This window comes from Streptomyces tremellae (genome assembly GCF_039540215.1).
Lineage (GTDB): Bacteria > Actinomycetota > Actinomycetes > Streptomycetales > Streptomycetaceae > Streptomyces > Streptomyces tremellae.
The window spans coordinates 56890-69270 of record NZ_BAABEP010000007.1 but is presented as its reverse complement, the minus strand read 5'-3'; the positions used below and the strand labels follow the sequence as shown (position 1 = coordinate 69270).

Sequence of the window (12381 nt, the reverse complement as noted above, 5' to 3'; positions counted from 1 at the left end):
AGCGGACGGCATGCCGCACCATTCCCCCGCGCCGTCGGCGTGGCGGCGGATCCAGACGGCCTGGGGTCTGCCGGACCTGACGGGGAAGGGCCGCTTCGTCACGGCCAATCTGATCGACAGCCTCGGCAACGGGCTCGTGGGGGCGTTCACCCTCGTCTTCTTCGTGAAGACGACGTCGCTTTCCCTGGTCGCCATCGGCGCCGCGCTGACCGCGGGGCAACTGCTCGTGCTGCCCGTTCCGCTCTTCCTCGGGCGGCTGCTCGACAGCTACGGCCCGCGCACCGTGGTCGCCGTCGGCAACTGGATCTCGGTGGCCGGGTTCATCGGTTTCCTGTTCTCGCACGCCGCCTGGCAGATCGTGCTGTGGCAGGTCATGGTGCAACTGGGGTCCACCGCCTTCTGGATGGGCAGCAGCCCGCTCACCGTGACGGTCGCCCGCGGCGTCGAGCGCGCCCGCTGGTTCGGGTTCGTCCGTGCCCTGCGCAATATCGGCGTCGGCTTCGGCGGCGCCGTGTCCGCGGTGGTCCTGAGCATCGGGACCACCACCGGGCTGCGGGCGATCATGGTGGTCAACGTGGTCACCTTCGCCGTCGCGGGCTGGCTCGTGCTCACCCTGCCGCGTACGGAGGAGGAGGCGGCGAGGAGCGGGCCCGCCGGGGCCGCGGAGCGGCGCACGGCCCAGTCCGAGCCCGCGGGCAAGCCACCGGGCGGCTACCGCACCGTGCTGAAGGACATCCGCTACCTGCGGCTGGTCGCCACGAACATCTCCTTCGTCTTCTCCTCCACGGTGATCGCGGTGCTCCTCGCGGTCTACGTGGCGGAGAACCTCCACGTCGGCTCGTGGGTCGTCGGCGTGCTCGTCGTGCTGAACACGGCCCTGGTCGCGCTGCTCCAGACGCTCGCAAGCCGGTGGACCGAGGCCCGCAGGCCGGTGACGGTGCTCGTGTGGGCCCTGCTGCTGAACGCGGCGGCGTTCACCGCCTTCGGCTCCCTGCTCGTGCTGCCCGGCTGGGCGGTGATCGCCGGGCTGCTGATCGCGATGGTGCTCTACACCGCGGGCGAGATCCTCAGCTCGCCGCCGACCAGCGAACTGAGCGTGGTGATGGCGCCCGACCACCTGCGGGGCCGCTACCTGGGCGTGTACCAGATGTCCTGGTCCATCGGCAGCGCGCTCGCCCCGGCGCTGCTCACCGCCCTGCTGGAGGGCGGCGCGGCGCTGCCCTGGGTGTTCCTCGCCGCGATCAGCGTGCTGGCCGTGCCGGTCGTGCTCGGGCTCGACCGGCGGCCTGCGTCCGCGGACGTGGCCGCGCCGGCCAGGGACGCCGCCCCCGCGGAGCAGCTCGACGGCGACCCCGCGGGCTGAGCGGCGGCCCCACCGGCTGAGCGGCGGGCGTCGACCTCGTGGTCGGCGCCCGCCGCTGCTCTCTGCCGCCGGTCAGCGCTGCGTGCCCTCCCGCAGGGCCCGCGCGAGACCCGCGAGCGTCGGGTTCCTGAAGACCAGGACCGGTGAGACCCGGTGCCCGAGACGTTCGCCGAGCCGGCCCGCGACCGTGGCGAGCGTCAACGAGGTGCCGCCGACGTCGAAGAAGTCGTCCTGCGGCCCGAAGTCGTCCTCGACGGCCAGGCACTCCCGCCACACTTCGGCCACGACACGCTGCTCCTCGGTGAGCTCCCGGCGGGTGGCGGGGGCCGGGGCGGCCGCGGGACCCGGGTCGGGCAGCGCGGCCCTGTCGACCTTGCCGTTCGGGGTCAGGGGGATCCCGTCGACCACCGTGTAGCTCTGCGGCAGCATGTACGGCGGCAGTCGTTTTGCCAGGTGGGCCCGGAGCTCCGCCGGGCCGGGGACGGGCCCCGCGTGCTGCTCGGGGACGAGGTAGGCCGCCAGCTGGTCCCCGCGGGCCGCGGTACGGCGCACGGCCACCACGCACTCCGCCACGGCGGGGTGGCCCTGGAGCGCGGACTCGATCTCACCGAGCTCGATGCGGAAGCCGCGCACCTTGACCTGGTGGTCGTTGCGGCCGAGGAAGACCAGATTCCCGTCGGGCAGCAGCCGCACGACGTCACCCGTGGCGTACATGCGGGCACCGGGCTCCGCGGCGTACGGGTCGGGCAGGTACGCGGCGGCGGTGCGGGCCGGCCTGCCGAGATAGCCGCGGCCGACGGCGCTGCCGCCGACGTACAGCTCGCCGCGGCAGCCGGGCGCGACCGGGCGCAGCCGCGGGTCGAGGACGTACAGGTACGCGTTGTCGGTCGCCCGGCCGAACGGGACGCTCGGGAGATGGCTGTGCCGGGCGAGCAGCTCCTCCGTGATGGGGCAGAACGCCGAGGTGACGGTCGCCTCGGTCGGCCCGTACTCGTTGAACACCCGGCAGCCGGGCGCCGTGGCGGACAGGATGCGGCGGGCCACGTCGTGAGGCACGGCCTCCGCCCCGGTGAACACCAGGCGCACGGAGGCGAGTCGCGCGGCGGCGTCCGTACCGGAGTCCAGCAGGATGCGCATCTGCGACGGTGTCGCGTTGAGCGTGGTGACACGGCGCTCGGCCACCTCCCGCAGGAACTCCTCGGGGTCGTAGGCTGCGGTGGGGCTCGCCAGGTGCAGTTCTGCGCCGGAGACCAGGCACTGGAAGATCTCCCAGACCGAGTTGTCGAACGCCACCGAGTGGTTCAGCAGGGCCCGGTCCCGCCCGTCGAGTCCGCACAGCCGCTGGTTCCACGCCAGGAACCCGGTGATGTTGGCGTGCGTGATCGCGACGCCCTTGGGGTTGCCGGTCGAGCCGGACGTGTAGATGACGTAGGCGAGGTGGTGCGGTTGTGCCTCCTCGGCCGACGCCCGGCCCGCGCCCGGCTCCTGGTCCACCGCCACGAGCCGCACACCGCCGCGGAACAGGGCGGAGGCCGGGTGCCCGGGGTCTGCGACAACCAGGCGCACGCCCGAGTCGGCCAGCAGGTAACGCAGGCGGTCCTGCGGGTAGTTCGGGTCGAGCGGTACGTAGGCGCCGCCCGCCTTGAGCACCCCGAGCAGCGCGACCACCAGGGAGACGGAGCGCTCAAGGCAGACGCCGACCAGGGTCTCGGGGCGCACGCCCCTGGCGCGCAGCTCCCCGGCCAGGGCCGAGGCCCGCGCGTCGGTCTCGGCGAAGGTCAGCGACCTGTCGTCGCCCACGACGCACACGGCGTCCGGGGTCGCACGCACCTGGCGGTCCCACAGGCGGACCAGGGTGGTCGGCTCGGGCAGCGGCCCCGCCCCTTCGCCGGAGGAGAGGGCGCGCAACTCGTCGGCCGACACGATCTCCAGCTCGGAGAGCCGGCTCGTCGCGCCGTACACCATCTGCTCGATCGCCCGCAGGTAGTGCCGGCCGAATCCCCGGACGAAGTCCGCGTCGAACAGGTCGGTGGCGTACTCGACGGAGATGCTGAGGTCACCCGCGCCGGCGGTGTGGTCCGTCACGTCGAGGGCGAGGTCGAAGCGTGCCGTGCCGAGCCGCCCCTCCAGCTCCTTGCGGTCGTACAACTCGGTGAGCGGGGCGGCCGGCTGCTCCTCGTGCAGGGCGAACAGCACCTGGAAGAGCGGATTGCGGCTGAGGTCGCGCTCCGGGCTCAGCTCCGCCACCAGCTTCTCGAAGGGGAGGTCCTGGTGGGCGTACGCCTGCCGCGCGACCTCGCGGACCCGGCCCAGCAGTTCGCGCCAGGTCGGGTCCCCCGACAGATCGGTGCGCAGGACGACGGTGTTCACGAAGTAGCCCACCACGCCGTCGAGTTCGGGGCGCGGCCGGCCGCCGGTCAGGGTGCCGACGGCGACGTCGCTCTCTTCGGCGTACCGGCCGAGCAGTACCTGGAGCGGGGCCAGCAGGCCCATGAACAGGGTGACGCCCTCGGCCCTGCACAGCGTGCGCAGCCGGTCCGCGAGACCGGCATCGACGCGCAGCATCTCACGGCGGCCGCGGTGGCCTGCGACGGCCGGCCGGGGGCGGCTCGTCGGCAGTTCGAGGGCGGGCACGCCGGACAGCCGGGTACGCCAGTGGTCGAGCAGCCGCTCCAGCTCGGCGTCCGTGAGCCGCTCTCGCTGCCAGGCCGCGTAGTCGGCGTACGTCACGGGCAGCGGTGCGAGGGCGGGGCCGCGGCCGGCGGCGAGTGCCGTGTAGAGCTCGCCGAGTTCGCGCACGACGAGGTCGACCGACGCGCCGTCGCAGGCGATGTGGTGGAGCGTCAGCAGGGTGACGTCGCGGGCCGGGGTGCTCAGCACGTCCGCGCGCAGCAGCGGCGGGCGGTTGAGGGCGAAGGGGGCGCGCATCCGCTCGGCCAGCACCGCGTCCAGGTCCTCCTCGGCGACCTCGGTGCGGACCAGGGGCACGGGGCCCGGCTCGCGCAGCTCCGGGCGGGCGAGGCCCGCGGTGGTGACGACCGCCGTGCGGAGCGCCGGGTGCCGGCGCACCAGCGCGGACAGGCACTCCCGCAGCAGCGGCAGGTCCACGCGACCGCCCGGCAGGCCGAGTGCGACGGGCAGGTGGTAGGCGGGCACCGCCTCGTTCAGCTGCTCGAAGAACCAGATGCGCTCCTGGCCGAAGGAGAGCTCGGCCCTCGTGGCCGGGGGGATCGGCTCGTCGTCCGAGGGCGCCACGCCGTCCAAAGCCGCGGCCAGCGCTCGCGGCGTCGGGTGTGCGAAGACCGACTGGGCGTCGACCGGCAGGCCGAGTTCGGTCCGCAGCCTGGCCACGGCCCGTACCGCGGTGAGCGACTGGCCGCCGAGGCCGAAGAAGTCGTCGTACGGGGAGACGTCGTCGACACCGAGCACCTCGGCCCAGACGCGGCGCACCGCCTCGGTGAGCGGGGGCAGCGTGGAGCCCTCCGCCGCCGGCACGCTCGCCCGGACAGGTCCGTACGGGATCCGCTGCACGGCGGCGCGGTCGGCCTTGCCCGCGGGGGTGCGGGGCAGCGCGTCGAGCACCGCGTAGCCGTGCGCCACCATGCCGGCGGGCAGCCGCAGCGCGAGGTGGTCGCGGACCTGGCGGGGCAGGTCCGCGGTCTCGCTCCGCGCCTCGGACGTGGGCACGAGGTACGCCACGAGCCGGTCCCCGCCCGCCGCCTCGCGGTCGACGACCACCACCGCGTCAGCGACGAGGGGGTGGCTGCGCGCGCACGCCTCGATTTCGCCGAGTTCGATGCGCACACCACGCACCTTGACCTGGTGGTCGGTGCGTCCCAGCACCTCAAGCGTGCCGTCGGCCGACCACCGGGCGAGGTCGCCGGTGCGGTACAGGCGCCCGGGCGCGTCCCCGAACGGGTCGGGCACGAACCGGTCCGCGGTCAGCGCGGGCCTGCCGAGGTAGCCGCGGGCCACGCCGGCGCCGCCGATCCACAGCTCGCCGACGGTCCCAGGGCCCGCCTCGCGCCCGCTCGCGTCGACGACGTACAGCCGGGTGTTGGACAGGGCCGTGCCGACGGTGACCCGGTCGGTCACGGAGTCGATGCGCGCGGCGGCGGCCCACACCGTCGCCTCGGTCGGCCCGTACAGGTTCCACAGAGTGCCGCCGGTGGCGAGCAGGTCGCCGGCCAGCTGCGGGTCGAGCGGCTCGCCGCCGGAAAGCAGCACACGGCCGTGTCCGTCCTTCCAGCCGGAAGCCAGCAGGAGCCGCCAGGTGGTGGGAGTCGCCTGGACGACGTTCACCTCCGCCTCGGTGAGGGTCGCGGCGAGCAGCTCGGGATCGGTGTTGGCGGCGGGCGGTGCCATCACCACCGAGGCCCCCAGGGTCAGCGGCAGGAACAGTTCGAGGACCGAGATGTCGAACGAGAGGGGAGTCAGCGCGAGAACCCGGTCGTCCGCCGCGAGACCGGGGCGCTCGGCCGCGGCCCGCAGGAACGAGGCGAGCGCCGCGTGGTCGACGGCGACGCCCTTGGGCAGGCCGGTCGAACCGGAGGTGTAGATGACGTACGCGAGATGGTGCGGGTGCACCGTGGACACCACCGGTGCGGACGGCGCCGCGGGCACGTCCTCGACCAGCAGGACGTGGGATGCGCCGGAGGCCAGGGCCTGCGCGCGGCGCGGCGCGTCGCAGACCCAGAGGTCCGCCCCCGAGTCGGTGGCCATGTGGCGCAGCCGCTCGGCCGGGTAGCCCGGGTCGAGGGGCAGGTACGCGGCGCCCGACTTCAGGATGCCGAGCAGCGCCACCGCCATCTCGACCGACCTGCTGAGACAGACGCCGACCAGGCTCCCGGGCCCCGTCCCGCGTGTCTGCAGCTCGGCGGCGAGCGCCGAAGCGCGGCGGTCCACCTCGGCGTAGGTCGCGCGGTGGGCTCCCGCGACGACGGCGATCGCGTCGGGTGTCGCGGCGGCCTGCCGCTCCCACTGTGCGACCAGGGTGCTCGGCGCCATGAACGATCCTCTCTCAGTCCCGCGCGGGGAAGGCGCGCGCGATGATCTCCGCCAGCCGCGGTTCGGCTCCGCGCACGTACAGGTGCGGGGCGCCGGGAAACAGGTGCAGGTCGAAGCCCGCGGAGGTGTGCTCGCGCCAGCCGGCCAGTTCCGCCTCGGTGACGCTCTCGTCGTCCGCGCCGGCCAGGACCGTCAGCGGACAGGGCAGGGGGGCCTCCGCGCGGTACGCGTAGGTCTCGCACAGCGTCAGGTCGGCGCGCAGGACCGGAAGCAGCAGCTCCTGCATCTCCGCGTCGAGACCGGCGAACTCCGCCGTGGCGAGCAGCTCGTCGTCCGGCAGCTCGTGCCGCGGGTCGCGGTCGGGCAGGCCGGGGGCCCGCATGCCGGAGAGGAACAGGCGGCCGGGCAGGCGCCCGCCGAGGGCCCGCAGCCGCCTGGCCGTCTCGAAGGCGATCAGGGACCCCATGCTGTGCCCGAAGAAGGCGTACGGCAGGTCCGCGTGGTAGGCGACGAGCGGTGCGAGCGAGGCCACGGCGTCGTCGAGCGATGTCAGCGCCGGTTCGGCGAAGCGGCTCTCCCGGCCGGGCAGTTGGAGCGTGCAGACCTCGATGCTCTCCGGCAGGTGCGCCGCCAGCCGGTAGGCGGAGGCGCCCGCGCCGGCGTGCGGGAAGACGAAAAGGCGCCGCCGCGCGGTGTCCTGCCGGCTGCCGAGCCCGCGCAGCCAGGCCGTGGCGGGGGCGGGGGCCGTCACCGCGGCGCCCGCGCGGAACGCGGAGTCAGGTCGGTCCACACCTGCTCGATGTGGTCGAGGCACTCCTGCCGGGTGCCCTGCGCGCCGGTGGCGCGCCAGCCTGCGGGCAGGGTCCGGTCGGCGAACCAGACGGAGTACTGCTCCTCGTCGTTCACCACGACGGTGTACCGGTCCTCCGCGGCGTGCGGGGCGGGTTCGCTGCTCACGCCTCAGACCTCCACCCCGGCGAAGAAGCCGTCCTCGCGGCGGCCCCCGCCCGCGGCGACGACCCGGTCGTGCACCCACTTGCCGACGGCGAGGTCGAGCACGCCGAGTCCGAAGGGCGAGAAGACCGCCGGACGTCCGTGGTCCCGGTGCAGCCGTCCGCGCAGCAGGCCGGCGAGGGTCCCGTCGATGAAGCCGCGGTCGCCGGTGCGCTCTTCCGTCAGGTGCAGCGAGGTGCGCTCGCGCACGGCGTGGTCGATGTCGTCGGTGAAGTTCTGGGCGGCGAGGATCATCTCGGGGGAGAGGTCGCGCAGCGACAGGTGCAGGACCGCCGGATTGTGGGCCAGCAGGCGGGGGTCGTGCAGGTGCGGCTCGCCGGCCACGGTGGTCAGCACCACCAGGTCGCAGTCCGCGAACGCCTCCTCGACGGCGCCCGCGACCACGATCTCGGCCTGCGTGTCCTTGGCCATGGCGGCGCCCAGGCGGCCGGCCGCCGCCGGGTCGAGGTCGAAGAGCCGGAAGGCGCCGATCTCCCAGTCGAGGTCGCGCAGGAAGCGCCATACGTGGTGGGCGATGAGTCCCGTGCCCACGATGCCGACCCGGCGGGCGCGGCGCGCGCCGAGCAGCGTCTGCGCGCCGAGCACGGCGGAGGCCGCGGTCCGTGTGGCGGAGACGATCGAGGACTCCATGCAGGCGAACGGGTAGCCGGTGGCGCAGTCGTTGAGGATCAGCGTGGCCGAGGCGCGGGGGATGCCGTGCTGCGTGTTGTCCGGGAAGCTGGCGATCCACTTGTTGCCCGCGACCTCGAACTCGCCGCCCAGGTAGGCAGGAAGGGAGATGATGCGGGACCGGTCCTGATGCGGGAAGCGCAGGAACGAGCTGTGCGGGTTCGCGCTCTGGCCTGCGTCGTGCGTGAGGTAGGCGGCGCGGACGACCTCGACGAGCTCCGGACGGTGGCGGTCCGTCTCGGCGGCGATGTCGCTCGCACCGATCACGGTCATGGGCGGCGGAGCCAGGGTGGACACGGGGGTGCTCCTTCAGTTGACGGCCAGGGGCTCGATGTCGGAGGGCTGTACCGCTTCCGCGCGCAACTGCTGCTGCCACACGGGGTTGTAGACGGTCTGGGCGTAGGCATGGCCGCGGTCGGCGGCGATGAAGGCGACCCGGGGCCGGCGCGCGGCGGGACGGCGGCGGGCGAAGTAGTCCTGGATGGCGGCGTAGGTGCTGCCGGTCGAGCCACCCGCGTACAGCCCGTAGGCGGCGGCCAGATCGCCGCACGCCTCGACGGCGCGCGACTCGGCGACGATCTCGACCTCGTCGATCAGCGCCTCCCCGCACAGCGGCGGCACGATGCTGGAGCCGATACCGGGGATGCGCCGCTTCTTCGGCGGACCGCCGAAGATCACCGAGCCCTCGGCGTCGACCGCGACGACCACGCACTCGGGAGAGGCTTCCTTGATCCGGTGCGAGAGCCCGGCGATCGTGCCGCCGGTGCCCACGCCGACGAAGAGGTAGTCAAGCGGCCCGGCCTGCGCGATCAATTCGCCGCCGGTGAAACGGTAATGCGCGTCGCGGGCATCCGGATTGGCGTACTGGTTCGGCCAATAGGCCGAGTCGTGTTCCACCAGGAGTTCCTGCACCCGGGAAAGCCGGCTCCGCAGATAGCCGCCCGCCGCGTCGCGCTGGGTGACTTTCTCCACGTGCTCGCACAGCAGACGGAGTTGGGCCTCGGTGGCCTCGTTGCAGTTCGGGTCGATGACCGGGATGAACGAGATGCCGAGCATACGGCAGTAGAAGGCGAGGGCGAGCGCGAAATTGCCGGACGACGACTCGACCACCGTGGTGTCGCGTGCTATCTCTCCGCGACCGATCGCCTGTTCCAGGATCCACAGCGCCGAACGGTCCTTGCTGCTGCCCGTGGGATTGCAGAATTCCAGCTTGGCGACGATGTCGCACTGCTCGTCAGGCAGCGGAATCAGCGGGGTCCCCATGAGGCCCTTGCGAATGCGCCTGGTTTGTTCGATCAGGGATTGATCAGCACGCCTGTGGAGCATGGGCCGAGTGTGGCACGGGGGTGGTTGAGGCGGCTCAACCGCGACTCAAGCGCCCGGTGCAGGGGCCGGGCAAGGCTGGAAAAGGGATACGCGACGACCCGGGACACGGGCACGTGCGGCCCTTCCCGAAGGGCCGCACGACCTCGGCGCGCGGCCTCAGCACTCGATGATGTTCACCGCGAGCCCGCCCCGCGCCGTCTCCTTGTACTTCACGGACATGTCCCTGCCGGTGTCCCGCATCGTCTTGATGACCTTGTCGAGGGAGACCATGTGGCTGCCGTCGCCGCGCAGGGCCATCTTCGCGGCCGTGACCGCCTTGACCGCGGCCATGCCGTTGCGCTCGATGCACGGAATCTGGACGAGGCCGCCGACCGGGTCGCAGGTCAGTCCGAGGTTGTGCTCCATGCCGATCTCGGCGGCGTTCTCCACCTGCTCGGCGCTGCCGCCCAGCACCTCGGCGAGTGCGCCCGCCGCCATGGAGCAGGCGGAGCCCACCTCGCCCTGGCAGCCGACCTCGGCGCCGGAGATGGAGGCGTTCTCCTTGAACAGCATGCCGATGGCGCCCGCGGCCAGCAGGAAGCGGACCACGTCGTCGTCGCGCTCCCGGGCGGTGGCGTCGTGGGCACAGAAGTTCATGTAGTAGTGCAGGACCGCGGGGATGATGCCCGCGGCGCCGTTGGTCGGCGCGGTGACGACCCGGCCGCCCGCCGCGTTCTCCTCGTTGACGGCCATGGCGTAAAGGGTGATCCACTCCATGGCGTGGGCGTGCGGGGCGCCCTCGGCCCGCAGCTGCCTCGCGAGGTTCGCGGCCCGCCGCCGCACCTTCAGGCCGCCCGGCAGATTGCCCTCGCGGGACATGCCGCGGCTGACGCACGCCTGCATGACCTGCCAGATCTCCAGCAGCCCGGCCCGCACCTCGTCCTCGGTCCGCCAGGCACGCTCGTTCTCCAGCATCAGCGCGGAGATCGAAAGGCCGGTCTCGCGGGAGCGCCGCAGCAGCTCGTCACCGGTGCGGAAGGGGTGCTTGAGCACCGTGTCGTCCAGCTTGATGCGGTCCTCGCCCACGGCCTCCTCGTCCACCACGAAGCCGCCGCCCACCGAGTAGTAGGTCTTCTCCAGCAGCACCTCGCCCGCCGCGCCGTACGCGGTGACCTTCATGCCGTTGGCGTGGTAGGGCAGCCGCTTGCGCCGGTGCAGGACCAGGTCCTTCGACGGGTCGAAGGCGATCTCGTGGGCGCCGAGCAGGCGGAGCGTGCCGGAGGTGGAGATACGTTCCGCCTCCTCGTCGGCGCGCTCCACGTCGACCGTGCGGGGCGCGTTGCCCTCAAGGCCGAGCAGGACCGCCTTCGGCGTGCCGTGGCCGTGGCCCGTCGCGCCGAGCGACCCGTACAGCTCCGCGTGGACCGAGGCGGTGTGCACCAGCAGGCCCTCGTTCTTCAGCCGGCCCGCGAACATGCGGGCGGCCCGCATCGGGCCCACCGTGTGCGAGCTGGAAGGGCCGATGCCGATCGAGAACAGGTCGAAGACCGAGATGGCCACGGAAGGACTCCTTGCTGGTCGGCGGAGGCCGCCTGCCACCGGTAGAGGGCCGGCGCCGCCGCGGGGGATGCCGGCGGCCGGAAGACGGGACAGTGGCGCACGGCGGGGCACCGCGCACCACACTCCAGTGTGACGCGGCGCCCCGCGAGTGTCCTGACACGGTGTGTACGGGTGACTACAGCGTCGGGTACAGCGGGTGCTTCGCGGCGAGCGCCGCCACTCGTACGCCCAGCTCCTCGCGGTCGAAGGCCGGCTTCAGCGCCTGCGCGATGACATCCGCCACTTCGGCGAAGTCCTCCGCGGTGAAGCCGCGGGTGGCGAGCGCGGGGGTGCCGATCCGCAGACCCGAGGTGACCATCGGGGGCCGCGGGTCGTTCGGCACCGCGTTGCGGTTCACCGTGATGCCGACCTCGTGCAGCCGGTCCTCCGCCTGCTGCCCGTCGAGCTCGGAGTGGCGCAGGTCCACGAGGACCAGGTGGACGTCCGTACCGCCGGAGAGCACGGAGACGCCGGCCTGGGCCACGTCGTCGCGGCCGAGGCGCTCCGCGAGGATGCGCGCGCCCTCCAGGGTGCGCCGCTGGCGCTCCTTGAAGTCGTCGGACGCGGCCACCTTGAACGCGACCGCCTTGCCCGCGATGACGTGCTCAAGGGGGCCGCCCTGCTGGCCGGGGAAGACCGCCGAGTTGATCTTCTTGGCCAGCTCGGCCGTCGAGAGGATCACACCGCCGCGCGGGCCGCCGAGCGTCTTGTGCGTGGTCGTCGTCACCACATGGGCGTGCGGCACCGGGTTCGGGTGCAGCCCGGCGGCGACCAGGCCCGCGAAGTGCGCCATGTCGACCATCAGGTACGCGCCGACCTCGTCGGCGATCCGCCGGAACGCGGCGAAGTCCAGCTGCCGCGGGTACGCCGACCAGCCCGCCACGATCAGCTGCGGCCTGGTCTCCTTGGCGAGGCGCTCCACCTCGGCCATGTCGACCTGGCCGCTCTCGCCGTCGACGTGGTACGGGACCACGTTGTACAGCTTGCCGGAGAAGTTGATCTTCATGCCGTGGGTGAGGTGCCCGCCGTGCGCGAGGTTCAGCCCCATGATCGTGTCACCGGGCTTGAGCAGCGCGAACATCGCCGCCGCGTTGGCCTGCGCCCCCGAGTGCGGCTGCACGTTCGCGTGCTCGGCGCCGAACAGCGCCTTCACCCGGTCGATGGCGATCTGCTCGACCACGTCGACGTGCTCGCAGCCGCCGTAGTAGCGGCGGCCCGGGTAGCCCTCGGCGTACTTGTTGGTGAGGACCGAGCCCTGCGCCTCCATCACGGCGACCGGGGCAAAGTTCTCCGAGGCGATCATCTCCAGCGTCGACTGCTGGCGGTGCAGCTCGGCGTCGACCGCGGCGGCCACGTCGGGATCGAGCTCGTGCAGCGGGGTGTTCAGGAGCGAAGACAAAGCGGATCAGTCCCTGGTGTCGATT

8 protein-coding genes are annotated in these 12381 nt (G+C 72.9%); 1 reads left to right on the top strand and 7 read right to left on the bottom strand.

The annotated features are described in order from the left end of the window. Positions 1–10: 10 nt before the first annotated feature. The gene (locus ABEA77_RS08205; RefSeq protein WP_345643270.1) at positions 11–1363 is read left to right on the top strand and encodes an MFS transporter; all 1353 of its coding nucleotides are present in this window, start codon (positions 11–13) and stop codon (positions 1361–1363) included. A gap of 72 nt (positions 1364–1435) precedes the next feature. Here the strand turns inward: ABEA77_RS08205 and ABEA77_RS08200 are convergent, their stop codons facing one another. The 7 genes from ABEA77_RS08200 to glyA form a co-directional block, all read right to left on the bottom strand. Then, positions 1436–6370 carry an amino acid adenylation domain-containing protein gene (locus ABEA77_RS08200; protein ID WP_345643267.1) on the bottom strand — a complete coding sequence of 1645 codons (4935 nt, stop codon included), beginning with the start codon at positions 6368–6370 and terminating at the stop codon, positions 1436–1438. Between the two features lie 13 nt (positions 6371–6383). Continuing rightward, the gene (locus ABEA77_RS08195; protein WP_345643265.1) at positions 6384–7160 is read right to left on the bottom strand and encodes a thioesterase II family protein; all 777 of its coding nucleotides are present in this window, start codon (positions 7158–7160) and stop codon (positions 6384–6386) included. Continuing rightward, on the bottom strand, positions 7118–7327 hold the full coding sequence (locus ABEA77_RS08190; RefSeq protein WP_345643262.1) for an MbtH family protein: 210 nt from the start codon (positions 7325–7327) through the stop codon (positions 7118–7120). The genes ABEA77_RS08195 and ABEA77_RS08190 overlap by 43 nt, the downstream gene beginning before the upstream one ends. 3 nt (positions 7328–7330) lie before the next feature. Then, complete coding sequence (sbnB, locus tag ABEA77_RS08185) at positions 7331–8326, bottom strand: 2,3-diaminopropionate biosynthesis protein SbnB (protein WP_425588231.1); 996 nt, start codon at positions 8324–8326, stop codon at positions 7331–7333. 36 nt (positions 8327–8362) lie between these two features. Beyond that, positions 8363–9379 (bottom strand): 2,3-diaminopropionate biosynthesis protein SbnA, encoded by a 1017-nt coding sequence (gene sbnA, locus ABEA77_RS08180; protein ID WP_345643256.1) that lies wholly within the window; start codon positions 9377–9379, stop codon positions 8363–8365. 156 nt (positions 9380–9535) lie between these two features. Then, a complete protein-coding gene (locus ABEA77_RS08175) occupies positions 9536–10918 on the bottom strand; it encodes an L-serine ammonia-lyase (protein WP_345643253.1) in 1383 nt (460 codons plus the stop codon). A gap of 175 nt (positions 10919–11093) precedes the next feature. Next, the gene (gene glyA, locus ABEA77_RS08170) at positions 11094–12356 is read right to left on the bottom strand and encodes a serine hydroxymethyltransferase (RefSeq protein WP_345643251.1); all 1263 of its coding nucleotides are present in this window, start codon (positions 12354–12356) and stop codon (positions 11094–11096) included. Between the last annotated feature and the right edge of the window lie 25 nt (positions 12357–12381).